This window comes from Pontibacterium sp. (assembly GCF_964228735.1).
Taxonomy (GTDB): Bacteria; Pseudomonadota; Gammaproteobacteria; order Pseudomonadales; family Balneatricaceae; genus Pontibacterium.
Map to the genome: position 1 here is coordinate 1 of NZ_CAXRBQ010000033.1, position 15920 is coordinate 15920.

Annotated in this window: 16 protein-coding genes and 1 pseudogene; 7 read left to right on the forward strand and 10 right to left on the reverse strand. The window is 53.1% G+C overall.

Annotation, left to right across the window (positions count from 1 at the left end; genetic code table 11):
* The 4 genes and pseudogenes from ACEQ15_RS03405 to ACEQ15_RS03420 all read right to left on the reverse strand — a co-directional run.
* Positions 1-122: pseudogene (locus tag ACEQ15_RS03405) on the reverse strand (malonyl CoA-acyl carrier protein transacylase); the annotation flags it as partial.
* A gap of 98 nt (positions 123-220) precedes the next feature.
* Positions 221-1237 carry a phosphate acyltransferase PlsX gene (gene plsX / locus ACEQ15_RS03410; RefSeq protein ID WP_370277633.1) on the reverse strand — a complete coding sequence of 339 codons (1017 nt, stop codon included), beginning with the start codon at positions 1235-1237 and terminating at the stop codon, positions 221-223.
* Positions 1238-1239: 2 nt separating this feature from the next.
* The gene (gene rpmF, locus ACEQ15_RS03415) at positions 1240-1422 is read right to left on the reverse strand and encodes a 50S ribosomal protein L32 (RefSeq protein ID WP_282355333.1); all 183 of its coding nucleotides are present in this window, start codon (positions 1420-1422) and stop codon (positions 1240-1242) included.
* Between the two features lie 13 nt (positions 1423-1435).
* A complete protein-coding gene (locus tag ACEQ15_RS03420) occupies positions 1436-1963 on the reverse strand; it encodes a YceD family protein (protein ID WP_370277634.1) in 528 nt (175 codons plus the stop codon).
* A gap of 123 nt (positions 1964-2086) precedes the next feature.
* Here ACEQ15_RS03420 and ACEQ15_RS03425 point away from each other — a divergent pair, with 123 nt between their 5' ends.
* Positions 2087-2665 (forward strand): nucleoside triphosphate pyrophosphatase, encoded by a 579-nt coding sequence (locus ACEQ15_RS03425; protein ID WP_370277635.1) that lies wholly within the window; start codon positions 2087-2089, stop codon positions 2663-2665.
* Positions 2666-2691: 26 nt separating this feature from the next.
* Here ACEQ15_RS03425 and ACEQ15_RS03430 read toward each other — a convergent pair whose 3' ends face one another.
* The 6 genes from ACEQ15_RS03430 to paaN form a co-directional block, all read right to left on the reverse strand.
* Positions 2692-3279, reverse strand: coding sequence for an antibiotic biosynthesis monooxygenase (locus ACEQ15_RS03430; protein WP_370277636.1), 588 nt, complete (start codon positions 3277-3279; stop codon positions 2692-2694).
* A gap of 207 nt (positions 3280-3486) precedes the next feature.
* Complete coding sequence (locus tag ACEQ15_RS03435) at positions 3487-4509, reverse strand: S49 family peptidase (RefSeq protein WP_370277637.1); 1023 nt, start codon at positions 4507-4509, stop codon at positions 3487-3489.
* Between the two features lie 2 nt (positions 4510-4511).
* A complete protein-coding gene (locus ACEQ15_RS03440; RefSeq protein ID WP_370277639.1) occupies positions 4512-5180 on the reverse strand; it encodes an HAD family hydrolase in 669 nt (222 codons plus the stop codon).
* Positions 5181-5356: 176 nt separating this feature from the next.
* A complete protein-coding gene (locus tag ACEQ15_RS03445; protein WP_370277640.1) occupies positions 5357-6103 on the reverse strand; it encodes an SDR family oxidoreductase in 747 nt (248 codons plus the stop codon).
* Positions 6104-6237: 134 nt separating this feature from the next.
* Entirely contained in the window at positions 6238-7023 is a 786-nt protein-coding gene (locus ACEQ15_RS03450) for an enoyl-CoA hydratase-related protein (protein WP_370277641.1), read from the reverse strand.
* 84 nt (positions 7024-7107) lie between these two features.
* Complete coding sequence (gene paaN / locus ACEQ15_RS03455; RefSeq protein WP_370277642.1) at positions 7108-8778, reverse strand: phenylacetic acid degradation protein PaaN; 1671 nt, start codon at positions 8776-8778, stop codon at positions 7108-7110.
* Positions 8779-9436: 658 nt separating this feature from the next.
* Here paaN and paaF point away from each other — a divergent pair.
* The 6 genes from paaF to paaK all read left to right on the forward strand — a co-directional run bounded on the left by paaF (position 9437) and on the right by paaK (position 15708).
* On the forward strand, positions 9437-10216 hold the full coding sequence (gene paaF / locus ACEQ15_RS03460; protein WP_370277643.1) for a 2,3-dehydroadipyl-CoA hydratase PaaF: 780 nt from the start codon (positions 9437-9439) through the stop codon (positions 10214-10216).
* Positions 10217-10220: 4 nt separating this feature from the next.
* Positions 10221-11012, forward strand: coding sequence for a 2-(1,2-epoxy-1,2-dihydrophenyl)acetyl-CoA isomerase PaaG (gene paaG, locus ACEQ15_RS03465; RefSeq protein WP_370277644.1), 792 nt, complete (start codon positions 10221-10223; stop codon positions 11010-11012).
* Positions 11013-11044: 32 nt separating this feature from the next.
* Complete coding sequence (gene paaH, locus ACEQ15_RS03470; RefSeq protein ID WP_370277645.1) at positions 11045-12550, forward strand: 3-hydroxyacyl-CoA dehydrogenase PaaH; 1506 nt, start codon at positions 11045-11047, stop codon at positions 12548-12550.
* Between the two features lies 1 nt (position 12551).
* On the forward strand, positions 12552-12998 hold the full coding sequence (gene paaI / locus ACEQ15_RS03475; RefSeq protein WP_370277646.1) for a hydroxyphenylacetyl-CoA thioesterase PaaI: 447 nt from the start codon (positions 12552-12554) through the stop codon (positions 12996-12998).
* Positions 12999-13012: 14 nt separating this feature from the next.
* Positions 13013-14221: a 3-oxoadipyl-CoA thiolase gene (gene pcaF, locus ACEQ15_RS03480; protein WP_370277647.1), complete on the forward strand. Its 1209-nt coding sequence runs from the start codon at positions 13013-13015 to the stop codon at positions 14219-14221.
* Between the two features lie 188 nt (positions 14222-14409).
* Positions 14410-15708 carry a phenylacetate--CoA ligase PaaK gene (gene paaK, locus ACEQ15_RS03485; protein WP_370277649.1) on the forward strand — a complete coding sequence of 433 codons (1299 nt, stop codon included), beginning with the start codon at positions 14410-14412 and terminating at the stop codon, positions 15706-15708.
* The last annotated feature ends 212 nt before the right edge of the window (positions 15709-15920 follow it).

Genomic DNA, 15920 nt, shown 5'->3' on the forward strand with positions numbered 1-15920 from the left:
AGCACTTCGGATGCTTCAGCAAAAGTCGATTTAATTACCGGATTGGCTTCAGCCAGCTCTGCCAGCATACCAACCGCCTGGGAACCCTGTCCGGGAAAAACAAAAGCTAGAGACTGAGACATGGTTTCCTCTTTAACTCCAATAAATTAACCTGATGTGAAGGTCGAATCTGCCGTAGTGTACAGTATTCACAAACAAATAAAACAGCCGCACTGGAGGATCAGGTTAGCTGATTCTCAACGTGACACCTAATGCGACTTGGCAGATCCATCTCAATTTCGGCAACCGCCTGATCCAGCGCATATCCAAAGCATTTTTTATTCGCACCACCGTGGCTTTTTACTACGATGCCCTGCAGTCCCAGCAAGCTGGCACCATTACGGCGCGATGGATCCATCTGCCGATTCAGCTCAGCAAGCACGGGACCTGCCAGCAACCCTAAAAATCGACGGTAGATACCTTTACGAAAACTTGCGCGCACTTTGTGACGAATCAGGTTTGCCAACCCTTCACTGCCCTTCAGGGCAATATTCCCCACAAAACCATCACACACGACCACATCGGCACGACCTCGAAAAATATCATCGCCTTCGATATAGCCAATGTAATTTAGTTCCCCGTGCTCAGAGATCAATCTGGATGCGAGCTTTACCTGCTCGTTTCCTTTTATCTCTTCCTGCCCCACATTCAGCAATCCCACAGTTGGCGCTTCGATCTGATCAACCGCCTGGGTCATTACAGAACCCATAATCGCGAACTGCAGCAGATGCTCAGCGGCACAATCAACATTGGCACCGAGATCAAGCATATAGGAATGACCTGATAGCGTAGGCACCGCAGAAATGATAGCGGGACGATCAATACCTGGCAGCGTTTTGAGTACAAAACGCCCCAACACCATCAGCGCACCGGTATTGCCTGCACTGACACACGCATCAGCCTGCTCTTCCGACACCTGCTTAAGCGCCAGATGCATAGACGAGCCTTTGCCATGACGCAGCGCCATAGACGGCTTTACATCCATGCCGATCACTTCTTCGGTGTGAATGACATCTAATCGGTTAGCGACTTCGGGTTTGATCTTGCGAATATGGGAATGGATTTCGTCCTGATGACCAAAAAGCTGGATCGTCAGGCGAGGATGACGGCTAAGCGCCTGTATGCTGGAGGGAACAGTAACGCGGGGACCGAAGTCCCCGCCCATCGCATCAACTGCGATGGTGTAATAGCGTGACAAGCTTATTCGTCGCCCTGCTTGTTTACTACCTGCTGACCACGGTAAAAACCGTCTGCTGATACGTGGTGACGACGGTGAGTTTCACCAGTAGTTGCGTCAACAGACAGAGTTGGTCCGCTCAGTGCATCGTGGGAACGACGCATACCGCGCATAGAACGGGACTTTTTGCTCTTCTGAACTGCCATGATTCAATAGCTCCTAGTTCGGCTTCTTACTGTTATTGGCCTTTAATTCGGCCAATACGCTAAATGGATTCGGTTTATCGGTGCTTTGCGTCGTCTCTTCTTCACCAAATGAAGTCTGCACGCTGCAATCATCATGATAAGCAAACGGAGGCAAGCTGAGAATCAGCTCCTCTTCTATCATGCTGGCCAACTCTACCTCTTCTTCTTCCAGAAGAAGTGGGTCATAGACCCGTGGTAACTGCTTAACCTGATCTTCGTTTAAAGTAACGGCAAGGTTAACAGTGGCCTCTGCGGCAACTTCGACCGGTTCGAGACAACGCTGGCACGTCATATAGACATTGCCTTCTGCACTGCCCTGTATAGTGCGGAACCGCTGTTCGTCTACGTCAAAATCCAGACTTACCTTCAACTCCCCCTCATCACTGCAGAGAAGAGTTTGTAACCTAGGCAGGTCTTTCGGCGTAATCAAACCTTCGATTCGCACGCCCCGCTCAGCAAGCTTACGCGGGTCAACTTTTTTTGGTAATGGTCGGTACGACATAAGCGCGCAATTCTAGGGGCGAAAAGCCCGTCTGTCAAAGCCTTAAGTGCTTTAAATGTAGGATAAAACGGTTAATATTCTAATCCGCTTACACTTTGTTATCTTAAAGGCCCACATCCATCCATGCCGACCCTTGTTTTAGCATCCAGCTCCCCGTTCAGACGCCAAATCCTTGATAAGTTGAATTTGGATTATGAATGCCATTCGCCAAATATCGACGAAAGCCCTCTCAATAACGAACAAGCGAATCAACTTGTTGAGCGCTTGGCAATTGCTAAAGCACAGGCAGTGGCAGAAACATATCCGGACGCACTGATTATCGGATCGGATCAGGTTGCCGTCATTAACGGAAATATTGTTGGCAAACCTCACACGCACGAAAAAGCGGTACAGCAACTTAAATCAGCTTCGGGCAATGCCGTAACATTTTATACCGGCCTGGCACTTCACAACAGCATAACCGGAAACACCCAGAGCGAAGTGGTGCCTTTCTCGGTTCACTTTCGTGAACTCAACGACACAATGATTGAGAACTACCTGCAGGCAGAGCAGCCTTACAACTGTGCTGGCAGCTTTAAGTCGGAAGGCATGGGTATCGCCCTGTTCGAGAAACTTGAAGGTGATGACCCCAACACCCTAATTGGCATGCCCCTGATCCGCCTGATTAGAATGCTGGAGAATGAGAACTTCCCGGTTCTTTAATTCTGTTGCTGCTTACCAAACAGCGCCTACCGAATGTCGCGCTTCTCTTTTGGGAATAACCAAAACGCAAACCAACGACTGAAGCGCGGCATCAATACATAACTCATCAACACCATCACCACCGCAGTTACCAATATCGAGCGCGGCACCAGCGGCAGCTGCGCAAGCAGATCGCCAAACAACCAGAAAATCAGCGTAACCATCGGACACAGCGCCAGCCAGCTTACAAATGTCATTTTATATTTTGGTGGCGGCTGTACCGGGTTCTGTCCGGGCATCGAGAACCAGGTGACCAGTCCGGATGTCACTTCAATCTGGCTGGGTGCTTCCAACAAACACTCAATCCCTTTCAGCCATTCCGCACGCTCTGGTGAATCCTGCCAGTTCTGCAGATCCTCCTGAGAGCGAAATTTAAAGATGATTCGGTATTCAGGGTCAGCGTCAGTCGATGGACGAAACATGTTCGTGCCCATATAGCCGGGGAAAGGTGCCGCTGCTTCGGTCATCTTGCTACTAAGATGCTCAAAAGCATCTTCACACCCCTTTTTCACCCGACGGGAAATCACCACCGTTACCGGAGATGCGGTTGAAACACCCTGTTCTCTGCTCGTCATTTGCGTTACCTATACAACTGAATTCTCGATCGCGTAGATTCAACAAGACAGTATAAAGATCGCAATTTCAGGATAAATAAGCAGATCTGAGACTTAAATACCCGAATATGGGACGATACCTCCAACGTCTGACACTACCAAGCACTCGAAAACAAAAAAAGGAGAGCGAAGGCTCTCCTTTTAGAAGTTGGTATAACGATGTCGATATCACTTCAGCTGCAGAGTATTTCCATTCAACCCCATCTCAGTCGCAATCGTTTTGGCAAACGTAACACTGAAGCGATCAAGTACCTTCTGCCAAACATCCGGCTGTGAGGTGTAGTCTACAATCTCTTCAACACCGACCAGTTCACGGGCTACATAGCTGGTGCTTCCCAAGCCATCCAACAGACCCAGTTCCAGTGCCTGTTCACCCGACCAAACGAGACCAGTAAAGAGCTGCTCATCATCTTTCAGGCGATCACCGCGTCCTTTCTTAACCTGTTCAATAAACTGGCGATGCGTGGTGTCCAGTACCTGCTGCCACAACCGCGTTTCGTTGTCGTTCTGAGGGCTAAATGGATCAAGCAGCGCTTTATGTTCGCCTGCAGTGTACAGACGACGCTCCACACCCACTTTCTCCATCAGATCAACAAAACCAAAACCACCCGCGACAACACCAATTGAGCCCACAAGGCTCGCCTTGTCCGCGTAAATCTCGTCAGCAGCGGCTGCAATGTAATACGCGCCCGATGCGCCTATATCCACAATAACGGCATAAGCCTTCTTCTCAGGGTATAAAGCGCGCAGCCGCTTCACTTCATCGTAGATATAACCTGACTGAACAGGGCTACCACCCGGGCTGTTGATGCGCAAAACAACTGCTTTGGAATTTTCGGCTTCAAACGCCTCGCGCATTGCCCCCACAATCTTGTCGGCACTGGCTTCTTCGCTGGAAGAGATCGGTCCCTGGATGTTAATGACCGCGGTGTGCTCCTCAACAGCTGGCTCACTCTCCGAGGAGAAGCCACCAAAAATACCAACGCCCAACAGTGCAAACAGGTACAGGAACGTCAGCGACTTGAACAAAATCCCCCAACGACGGGAACGTCGCTGTTCAACATATAATCCATCAACCAGTCGCTCCAGCAGGCGCCACTCCTTGCCCTCCTGTTTTGTGCGCACATTATCCAGCGCTTCGGCAGCCGGATGATCCGCTTTATTTCGTTCGTCCCAGTGATTGTCTGACATAATTAGACGGTTTCCTCCAATGTGTATCTGCTTTCAATCCAAGCTTCCAGTTCCGGGAAGTTGTGTACCACCAGAACTGGATCATACTTCATCAGGCGATCCAGATGATGTGCACCGTAGCTGACGGCGATCACATCCATACCGGCGCGACGCCCCATCTCCAGGTCATACTCGGTGTCGCCGATCATCAGCGCTTCCGAGGCCTTTACCCCGGTCTCAGCCAGAATCTCCTCAAGCATATGAGGATCTGGCTTGGATGTAGTTTCGTCGGCACAGCGAGATGTTTCAAATACGTAAGCGAGACCTGTCTCAGCAAACACTCGATCCAGGCCTTTACGACTTTTCCCCGTCGCAACCGCCATCCGGATACCTTTATTGTGCATACGGTCCAAACTGTGCTGCGCACCTGGGAACAGATGCGTCGGTGTATCATCCGCACCGAGATAGTAATGACCATAGCGTTCACGCATCGCCTGTATCTCTTCGTCAGTTACCATCGGAATAAGTTCACGAATCGCTTCCGGCAGACCCAAGCCAATGATGTTACGAACGGCTTCATCGGTCAGTTCACCCAGATCCAAGTCGCGAGCGGCGGCCTGCATACTGGATACGATACGTGCTGCAGAATCGATAACGGTTCCATCCCAATCGAAAATCAGTAACTTGTACAAAGTGCTACTCCTAAGTTTAAGCATAACGGAGAGATTTGGCTGGTTTCTGTTAAAGCCAACCCAAGGGCGCATTATGCCTGTAAAGATATGACAGAAGAACCAGTGGCGTGCGGGACAAGTACACGTGAAAAGCACGCCATACCAGAGCGGCCTGGCCTGGCATGATAAGCGAGAGATCAGTTTTCCTGAATCACCGGACGGATCAGCAGCTCACTCACATCCACATACGGCGGCTGGGTGATCGCATAGAGAATACCGTTGGCGATATCTTCCGGCTTCAGAATTGGGCTGTCTTCGGCGTACATATTATCTTTTACAGCACTGCGAATTTTCTCATGCGCAATGCTGTCCGGCAGTTCCGTATCCACCGAGCCCGGTTGAATATCGGTCACACGCACACCAAAGCGGATCGCTTCTTTACGCAGGGTATCAGAGATCGCGCGTACCGCATGTTTGGTACCGCCGTATACCCCTGCGCTCTGATAGGTCAGTCGCGCTGCAACGGAGCTGATATTAACAATATGACCGTCTTTGCGCTCAGCCATACCCGGATACACAGCGTTGATCGCGTACAACACACCTTTGATGTTCACGTCGATCATGCGATCCCACTCATCCACGCGACCGGACAGAATCGGGCTGATTGGCATGGTGCCAGCGTTATTGATCAGGATATCGATACCACCCTTCTCGGCCAGCCGCTGACCCAGCGTTTCCATCCCTGCACGATCGGATACATCAACTACTGCGATCTCACAGCTACCACCGCCGTGACGGATCTCTTCAGACAGCGCTTCCAGCTTTTCCTGACGACGCGCAGACAGCACAACGTGCGCACCCTCACCTGCCAGCAGGCGCGCAGTCGCGGCACCGATGCCACTGCTTGCACCGGTAATCCAAACCTTTTTATCTTTTAATTTCATAATGTTGCCTTACATTTCTCATGCAGCGCGATACCTAACAAACGCACCATGCACTGCCCGATCCAGTCCTTAGAAAACAAAAACGCCGCCATATACCTTCCAGCATATGACGGCGATAGCATAACGAAAAACGTTTATCGGTGTTTAAATTCCGGCTTACGTTTCTCGGCAAATGCCGCCATACCCTCTTTACAATCTTCGAATGCAAAAGTCGCTTCAAAGGCGCGGCGCTCAAAACGCAGGCCGTCACGCAGGTTGGCATCCACCGCCATATTTACGGACTCTTTGATGTACGCAACAGCAGGACGGGAGTTGGACGCAATCTTGCGTGCGGTTTTGAATGCCGCTTCCGCCAGCTCTTCTGCAGGGACGATACGCGCCACCAGGCCGGAGCGTTCTGCTTCTTCTGCATCCATCATACGGCCGCTCAGACACATCTCCATCGCCTTAGCTTTGCCCACCGCCTTGGTCAGGCGCTGAGTACCGCCCGCACCCGGCATAGTGCCGATACCGATCTCCGGCTGACCGAATTTCGCACTATCGGCAGCGATGATGAAATCACACGCCATTACCATCTCGCAGCCACCACCCAGGGCAAAACCTGCTACCGCGGCAATAACCGGCTTACGCGCTTCATCAATCGCACGCCAGCAATCACGCTGGATGTATGGAAAATCTTTCTGGTACAGATCGATAAAGGTCTGATCCTTCATCTCTTTGATATCTGCACCGGCTGCAAACACCTGGTCACCACCGGTGATTACGATACAGCCTACAGCTTCGTCCGCTTCCAGCGCGTCAACCGCCTCACCTACTTCACGGGTCAGGGTCACATTCAGTGCATTCATCGCCTTCGGGCGGTTCAGGGTAATGGTGCCGACCCCGTCTTTGATATCAACCAGAATACATTCGTAGCTCATGGTTTGATCCTTTATCTTTTTCTTATAAATCGGGGCGAATAAATCGCCCCGAACAGTTACAGCTTGTCGATCAACGTGACCCAATTACTTAGGGTGACGACGGCTCTGAACAACGCGGAAGCGGTTCGCTACATATGCCAGGTCAGACAGACATGCGTTTGCAGCCGGGTTGCAACCTGTTGCGTGGAAGTCGGAGAACGCAGCACTCTGGTTCACAAACACGCCGCCGGTCAGGTTGCAGGACAATGCTACACCGGCATCCAGCGCCGCTTCTTCGATCGCATCCAGTACATCGTCGCTAGAAGAGTAGCAGCCCATGGTGATTGCACCGTGCTCTTTAACCGCTTTGTTCGCCAGCGCGATGCTCTGCTCGCTGCTTTCGGTTTTGATAACGAAGGAGATCGGACCGAACAGCTCCTTCATGTAGGTCTCTTCTTTGTCCGCGTCGATCTTCATGATCAATGGGCTGTGAACGCGTGCATCTTTGAACCATGGGTTTTCCATCGCCTCAGAATCACGGATCACTTCACCCAGACCACGGCTCTCGTCGATACGCTGTGCAGTCACTTCTGCCTGGATCGCACCCAGCACCATCGCCGCACGCTCTGGATCGGACAGGAACTTGGTTACGCCAGTAGAGATCGCTTCTGCCACTTCATCGAAGGACTTGTGCCCCAGATCGGTTTCGATACCGCCTGCTGGTACGAAGATATCCTGCGGCGTGGTACACATCTGGCCGGAGTACAGGCTCAGCGTGAATGACAGGTTGCGGATCATCCCTTTGAAGTCATCGGTAGAGTCGATGATGATGGTGTTTACACCCGCTTTCTCGGTGTAAACCTGTGCCTGAGGGCAGTTGTTTTCCAACCAGTCACCAAACCAGGTGTTACCGGTAAAGTCGATCAGGCGCACTTCTTCACGCTGTGCCAGATCCATAGTGCAAGGTTTCGCTGCATCTTCATCGATCACCATGGATACGATGTGTGCTGGCAGGCCGTTCTCAACCAATACTTCCTGTGCAATCTTGATAGAGATCGCTGCCGGCAGGATACCTGCTGGGTGTGGCTTAACCACAACCGGGTTGCCGGTTACCAGAGATGCGAACAGACCTGGGTAGGTGTTCCAGGTTGGGAAAGTGGAGCAACCGATCACCAGACCAACACCACGGCCAACAACGGTGAATTTCTTATCCATCACCAACGGATCGTGTTTACCCTGAGGCTTAGTCCAGGTTGCAGTACCTGGCGCAGAGGTCATTGCTTCGTATGCGTAAGCTACCGCTTCCAGACCACGATCCTGCGCGTGAGGACCACCCGCCTGGAACGCCATCATGAAGCCCTGGCCGGAGGTGTGCATTACGGAGTAACCGATCTCAAAGCTGCGCTTGTTGATTCGCTCCAAGATCTCCAGACAGATACCTACGCGGCCTTCTACGCCAACGTCACGCCATGCTTTCTGCGCGTCTTTCATTGCTGGCAGCAGCACATCCAGATCAACCAGCGGGTACTTTACGTTCAGATCGAAGCCGTAAGGTGATTTTTCGCTGCCCGCTTCACCTGTGATACCTGGCATATCCAGCTCAAAAGACTGACCGATATAAGCTTTGAAGGCTTCTTCGCCGTCTTTGTTAGCAGTCTCACCGTACTTACGCGGGCTTGGGTTTTCCGGGTAAGGACTGAAGTAGTCGCGCTGGTGGATTGCGTTCAACGCACCCTTCAGGGTGTCCTGGTGTTTCTCAAACAGGTTCTGGCTCATGGGGCTCCCCGCTTATTACCGTCATCAATATCTTTTGATATGAATCTTCGGTGTTGATGATGGAATGGCTACTCTATTTATTCTTTATATGCAGCGACTATCTCTTAATGTGCGACGCCGAACTTGCGCCCGCAGCAATACTCAAAACAAGCATCACTTAAGAATAGATCGTTGCACCGAACCGTCAGGACGAAGCCAAATCACTTCGTCTTCAGTTTCGCGCGTCCCGCCTCTGTCAAAAACGTTAGACCAGCCGTTGGCATGACCTACAGCAGTCCGACATCTCATTCAGGCACGGAACTAGCGCTACCTTAATAGTACGAAAGATACACCAAACATTGTGATACGAAAAGCAATTTACTTGCTTTTTTCTTGTATCCCTTTTTGCTTTTAGGTTAACCTGTAGCCAAACTGATAATCGGTCGCAAATGCAGAAACGATGCCATTGTCAGGGCCAACCGGCCAGATCCTCCAATATGATGAGGATACGCCAACAATAGGTGACAAAACCGACTATCGTTGTTGGCATAAAGTGGCAAACATCTGTTTTAAGTGCGATTGATTAATCCCCTACTTCGGGTGCTGTTCATCTCGAACCAGTACCTGACCGGGACTTTACTCTTTCTACCTGTTCACAAGCCGGAGCTTTTGCAAACTCATGCAAGATTTACAGGACATCATCGTTTCAGACGTTAACAAAGGCGTTCTGACTATTACCCTAAACCGCCCTGAAGCATACAACGCCCTGCGCACCAACCTGCTGCGCGAGATGGCTGAGGTACTGGATGCCGCCGCTCAGAATGACGACGTCAAAACCATTCTGGTAACCGGTGGCGAAAAAGTCTTTGCAGCAGGCGCCGACATCAAAGAGATGGCAGCCTTGGACGCAGTGGGCGTAATGAACGACCCACGTCCAACATACTGGCGCCGCATCGCCGCATTCCCTAAACCGCTAGTGGCGGCAGTAAACGGTTTCTGCCTAGGCGGCGGCTGCGAGCTGATGATGCACTGTGACATTGTGATCGCCGGCGACAACGCGCAGTGCGGCCAGCCGGAACTCAACCTCGGCATCATCCCTGGTGCAGGCGGCACCCAGCGTCTGGTGCGCACCATTGGCAAATCCATGGCGATGCAGCTGGTACTGTCCGGCGAGTTTATTTCTGCGGCCCAGGCACGCGACTTCAATCTGGTCAGCGAAGTGGTAATCCCTGAGCGCACCATCGAACGTGCTCGCCAGCTGGCTGAGAAGATCGCCACCAAACCACCGATTGCGGTGCGTCTGGCGAAAGAAGCGATTCTCAAGTCCTACGAAACAACCCTCGACAGTGGCCTGAACCTGGAACGCAAGGCATTCACTATGCTGGCGGCCACTGAAGACCGTAACGAAGGTATCGCGGCCTTCATGGAAAAACGTAAACCCAACTTCACGGGAAAATAACAACATGGCTTACGAAAACATCGAATTCGAAATCACCGAAGGCGTTGCAGTCCTGACTCTGAACCGCCCAAAGAGCCTGAACAGCTTCAACACCGACATGCACGCAGAAGTACGTGAAGCGTTGAAAACTGTGAAGAAGGACAAATCTGTTCGCTGCCTGGTGCTGACCGGTAACGGCCGTGGCTTCTGTGCAGGCCAGGACCTGAGCGATCGTAACGTTGCTCCAGGCTCCGAAGCACCAAACCTCGGCGAGTCTATCGAGAAGAACTACAGCCCGCTGATCCGTACCCTGATGGGTCTGGAAATGCCGGTTATCTGTGCCGTCAACGGTGTAGCTGCAGGCGCAGGCGCCAACATCGCATTCGCCTGCGACATCGTACTGGCCGCGAAATCGGCATCCTTCATCCAGGCATTCTGCAAAATCGGCCTGGTACCGGATTGTGGCGGCACTTGGAGCCTGCCTAACCTGGTGGGTCGTGCCCGCGCAATGGGTCTGGCGATGCTGGGCGACAAGGTTTCTGCTGAACAGGCAGAGAACTGGGGCATGATCTGGAAAGCGGTTGACGACGAAGCGCTGAAAGACGAAGCGCTGGCAATGGCGAAGCATCTGGCGACTCAGCCAACCAAAGGTCTGGCGCTGATCAAACGCGCGATCAACGCTGCGTCCACAAACACTATGGACGAGCAGCTGGATCTGGAACGTGATCTGCAGACGCTGGCAGGCCGCACCGAAGACTACCGTGAAGGGGTAGCCGCCTTCATGGAAAAACGTCAACCCAACTTCAAAGGCCAGTAATAGGTCAGCCGATAGCGAGGCATAAAAACACAATGAGCCGTCTCAACAATAACTCCGTAATCGGCGTAATCGGTGCAGGCACTATGGGTGCAGGCATCGCTCAGGTCGCCGCTAAAGCAGGCCACCCGGTACTGCTGTTCGACGCAATGGAAGGTGCTGCCCAGAAAGGTCTGGACGGTATCGCCAAAGGCCTGGGCCGTCTGGTAGAGCGAGGCAAGATGTCGCAAGACGATGTGGATGCCCTCACCGGCCGCATCCAGATCGCCGACTCTCTGCAGGCACTGGCACCAGCAGGCCTGGTGATCGAAGCGATCGTCGAGCGCCTGGACATCAAACAGCAGGTCTTTGGTGATCTGGAAGACATCTGTGGCGAAAACGTGATCATCGCCACTAACACCTCCTCCATCTCTGTAACCGCCATCGGCAGCAAGCTGAAGCGCCCGCAGAACCTGGTTGGCATGCACTTCTTCAACCCCGCACCAATCATGAAGTTGGTAGAAGTGATCAGCGGCCTGGATACTGACCCAGCGATCGCAGACGAGATCTTCGAGCTGTCTGCAGCCTGGGGCAAGAAGCCGGTAATGGCGAAATCCACGCCGGGCTTCATTGTTAACCGTGTTGCACGTCCGTTCTACGCTGAAGGTTTCCGTGTATACCAGGAAGGCGGTGCCGATATCGCCACCATCGATGCCCTGCTGAAAGAGTGCGGCGGCTTCCGTATGGGGCCGTTCGAGCTGACCGACCTGATCGGCCACGATGTTAACTACGCGGTAACCTGCTCTGTCTTTGACGCTTACTACCAGGATCAGCGCTTCCTGCCGTCTCTGGTTCAGCTGGAACTGGTTAACGCTGGACACTTCGGTCGCAAGTCCGGTAAAGGGTTCTACGACTACAGCGAAGGCGCTGAAAAAGCGACCGCCGCTAATGCAGCAGAAGCAGCAAAACCAACTCAGGTAACCGTTGAAGGTGACCTGGGTGTAGCGGAATCACTGGTTGCCCTGATTGAAGAAGCAGGCATCAACGTGAACCGTACCGAAGGTAACGGCGCAATTGTTGTGGGTGAAGCAACGCTGAAACTGAGCAACGGTCAGTTCTCGACTATGCGTGCACAGCAGTCCAGCAACCCGAACCTGCTTCAGTTTGATCTGGCGCTGGACTACGCTAAAGCAAGCCGCATGGCGCTGGCTCCTGCGGATCAGGCAAGCGACGCCGCGGTTGTTGCTGCTACCGGTCTGTTCCAGGCAATCGGCAAAAACGTCAGCATTATCGACGACATCCCGGGTATGGCAGTGATGCGTACTGTCTGCATGTTGGCAAACGAAGGCTTTGACGCCGTGAACCAGCAGGTGTGTAATGAGGAAGCAGTCGACATCGCAATGCAGGGTGGCGTGAACTACCCGTGTGGTCCAATCACCTGGGCAAACAACATCGGTCTGGCTAACGTTCTGAATACGTTGGATAATCTGGCCGCTGCCTACGGCGAAGACCGTTATCGCGCATCACCTCTGCTGCGCCGCAAGGTTGCTGGAGGCAAGTAATATGAGCAGTGCTGAATTGACACCACAGCAGCTGGCGGAAGCATGCAGCGCATCCATGCACGAGCGTGACCATGCTGCACAGGCACTGGGCATGGAGATCGTTGAGGTTAAGCCGGGTTACGCCCGTCTGACCATGACCGTACGTAAAGATATGCTGAACGGCCACAACATGTGCCACGGCGGTATGATCTTTGCGCTGGCGGATACCGCATTCGCCCACTCCTGCAACACCTACAATAAGGTGACAGTTGCCAGCGGCTGCAACATTGAATACGCCGCACCGGGTTTCGAGGGTGATGTTTTGACTGCTGAATCAGTTGAACGTACCCGCAGTGGACGCACCGGTGTGTACGACATCACGGTGACCAACCAGGACGGCAAAGAGCTGGCCCTGTTCCGTGGTAAGTCTTATCAGATCAAAGGCAGCGTGCTGCCTGAGTCTGAGTAACAGGAGGGATTCTGATGAAAGATGCTTACATCTGCGACGCGATTCGTACCCCGTTTGGCCGGTACGGCGGTGGTCTTTCCAGTGTTCGAGCTGATGACCTGGGTGCGGTGCCCCTGAAAGCGCTAATGGACCGCAACCCAAACGTGGACTGGGGTTCTGTCGACGACGTGATCTACGGCAACGCCAACCAGGCGGGTGAAGACAACCGTAACGTGGCGCGTATGTCCTCGCTGCTGGCGGGTCTGCCAACCTCTGTTCCAGGCACCACCATCAACCGCCTATGTGGCTCCGGTATGGACGCCATCGGTATGGCGGCGCGTGCGATCAAGTCCGGCGAAACCGAGCTGATGATTGCCGGTGGCTGTGAATCCATGTCCCGCGCCCCGTTTGTGATGGGTAAAGCGGAATCAGCTTTCTCCCGTAACCCGAACGGTCTATACGACACCACCATCGGCTGGCGTTTCATCAACAAGAAGATGAAAGCGGAGTTTGGTGTGGACTCCATGCCGGAAACCGCTGAAAACGTGGCGGAAGACTTCAACGTCTCCCGCGAAGACCAGGACCTGTTCGCCTTCCGCAGTCAGCAGAAAACCGCCGCCGCGATGGAAGCGGGTCTGTTTAAGGAAGAGATCTGCCCGGTCACTATCCCACAGCGTAAAGGTGATGACCTGATCGTTGACACCGACGAGCATCCCCGCGCCTCAACCACCTTGGAAGGCCTGGCCAAGCTGAAAACCCCATTCCGTGAAGGCGGTTCCGTCACCGCGGGTAACGCCTCCGGCGTGAACGACGGTGCTTGCGCCCTGCTGATCGCTTCGAAAGAAGCCGCAGAAAAGAACGGCCTGACGCCAAAAGCCCGCATCGTGGCAATGGCGACCGCGGGTCTTGAGCCACGCATCATGGGCTTTGGTCCGGCGCCGGCATCCAAGAAGGTGCTGGAAAAAGCGGGCCTGACCCTGGAGCAGATGGACGTGATCGAGCTGAACGAAGCGTTCGCCTCCCAGGGCCTGGCGGTGATGCGTGATCTGGGTCTACCGGATGATGCCGCCCACGTAAACCCGAATGGCGGCGCCATCTCTCTCGGTCACCCGTTGGGTGCCAGCGGTGCCCGCCTTGTAACTACTGCGATGTACCAGTTGCATCGTACCGGTGGTCGTTACGCTCTGTGCACCATGTGTATTGGTGTGGGTCAGGGGATCGCGATCATCATTGAGCGCGTTTAAGCATTGGTTTCAACACCTCATAAGGCAGCCCCTGATCCCTATTAAAGGGGCTGCCCTTTGCAATACACTCAAAATCGTTGCCAGAGTGGAATTTAGCAACACTGCGAGTGATAAGCCGTCCGCAGAGACGGGTGTTCTGACAAAAAGTCTGACATGACAACAACAAACCAGACAGGACAACTATAACGATGCAATTCGATAACTCCTCTCGCCGAGCGCTTGATCCGATTGAAACCGCCAGCATCGATGAACTGCGCGAGCTACAGCTCACCCGCATGCAGTGGAGCATCGCCCACGCATACAACAACGTGCCGGCTTACAAGAAATTGTGTGATGAGAAAGGCGTTCTCCCGTTCGAGCTGAAAAGCCTGGACGATCTGAAGAACTTCCCTTTCACCACCAAAGCGTATCTACGCGATGCCTACCCGTTTAATTCATTCGCGGTTCCGATGAACGAGGTTGTGCGCGTACATGCATCTTCCGGTACCACCGGTAAGCCTACCGTTGTGGGTTACACCCAGAACGATATCAACGTATGGGCTGACGTTGTGGCTCGCTCCATCCGCGCTGCAGGTGGTCATTCCGGTGACAAAGTACATGTTTCCTACGGTTACGGCCTGTTTACCGGCGGCCTGGGTGCACATTACGGGGCCGAACGCCTGGGTTGTACAGTCATCCCAATGTCCGGTGGTCAGACCGAAAAACAGGTCCAGCTGATTCAGGATTTCGATCCGGACATCATCATGGTGACGCCGTCCTACATGCTGAACCTGATCGACGAGATGGAACGTCAGAACGTTGATCCGCAGAAGCTGGCGCTGCGCATCGGCATCTTCGGTGCTGAGCCGTGGACCGACGAAATGCGTAAGAATATGGAAGGTCGCCTGGGTATTGATGCCCTGGATATCTACGGTCTGTCTGAAGTGATGGGACCGGGTGTAGCCCAGGAGTGTATCGAATCCAAAGACGGTCCAACCATCTGGGAAGATCACTTCTACCCAGAGATCATCGATCCAAATACCGGCGAAGTACTACCGGATGGTGAATATGGCGAGCTGGTTTTCACCTCTCTGAGCAAAGAAGCGCTGCCGATCATCCGTTACCGCACCCGTGACCTGACCCGTCTGTTGCCGGGTACTGCCCGTCCGATGCGCCGTATCGACAAAATCACCGGTCGTTCCGATGACATGCTGATCATCCGCGGCGTAAACGTCTTCCCGACCCAGATCGAAGAACAGATCCTGAAGATCCCTGCCCTGGCGCCTCACTACGAAATCGTGGTGACCAAAGAAGGCAACCTGGATAAGGTGCTGGTAAAGGTAGAGCTGACCCCTGAAGCGCAGAGTGCCCCACAAGACAAGGTCAGCAAAGAGCTGTCACACCACATCAAATCCGTGGTGGGTATCAGCACCAAGATCGAGATTGTGGCAACCGGTGATATTCCACGTTCTGAAGGCAAAGCGAAACGCGTCTTCGACAAGCGATAATCCACCTTCCCTGCACACACAAAAAAACCCGCTCAATAGCGCAATGCTGTTCGGTTAAGAGTTGCCAATAGCTAAGCACTTTCACAAAATCCGGTATTCCTCATCGAATACCGGATTTTTTTGTGCCTCTTCAACAGTCATTGCTCGATATTAACGAGCTAAGTTCATTTACCGATCTGAGCACATTTGCTCAAAACATTCCTGTTGAATGG

Excerpts from the sequence above, each read along its gene's own strand:
- rpmF (WP_282355333.1), bottom strand. The coding sequence starts at position 1,422 with ATGGCAGTTCAGAAGAGCAAAAAGTCCCGTTCTATGCGCGGTATGCGT.
- ACEQ15_RS03420 (WP_370277634.1), bottom strand. The coding sequence starts at position 1,963 with ATGTCGTACCGACCATTACCAAAAAAAGTTGACCCGCGTAAGCTTGCT.
- ACEQ15_RS03425 (WP_370277635.1), top strand. The coding sequence starts at position 2,087 with ATGCCGACCCTTGTTTTAGCATCCAGCTCCCCGTTCAGACGCCAAATC.
- ACEQ15_RS03430 (WP_370277636.1), bottom strand. The coding sequence starts at position 3,279 with ATGACGAGCAGAGAACAGGGTGTTTCAACCGCATCTCCGGTAACGGTG.
- ACEQ15_RS03435 (WP_370277637.1), bottom strand. The coding sequence starts at position 4,509 with ATGTCAGACAATCACTGGGACGAACGAAATAAAGCGGATCATCCGGCT.
- ACEQ15_RS03445 (WP_370277640.1), bottom strand. The coding sequence starts at position 6,103 with ATGAAATTAAAAGATAAAAAGGTTTGGATTACCGGTGCAAGCAGTGGC.
- ACEQ15_RS03450 (WP_370277641.1), bottom strand. The coding sequence starts at position 7,023 with ATGAGCTACGAATGTATTCTGGTTGATATCAAAGACGGGGTCGGCACC.
- paaN (WP_370277642.1), bottom strand. The coding sequence starts at position 8,778 with ATGAGCCAGAACCTGTTTGAGAAACACCAGGACACCCTGAAGGGTGCG.
- paaF (WP_370277643.1), top strand. The coding sequence starts at position 9,437 with ATGCAAGATTTACAGGACATCATCGTTTCAGACGTTAACAAAGGCGTT.
- paaG (WP_370277644.1), top strand. The coding sequence starts at position 10,221 with ATGGCTTACGAAAACATCGAATTCGAAATCACCGAAGGCGTTGCAGTC.
- paaH (WP_370277645.1), top strand. The coding sequence starts at position 11,045 with ATGAGCCGTCTCAACAATAACTCCGTAATCGGCGTAATCGGTGCAGGC.
- paaI (WP_370277646.1), top strand. The coding sequence starts at position 12,552 with ATGAGCAGTGCTGAATTGACACCACAGCAGCTGGCGGAAGCATGCAGC.
- pcaF (WP_370277647.1), top strand. The coding sequence starts at position 13,013 with ATGAAAGATGCTTACATCTGCGACGCGATTCGTACCCCGTTTGGCCGG.
- paaK (WP_370277649.1), top strand. The coding sequence starts at position 14,410 with ATGCAATTCGATAACTCCTCTCGCCGAGCGCTTGATCCGATTGAAACC.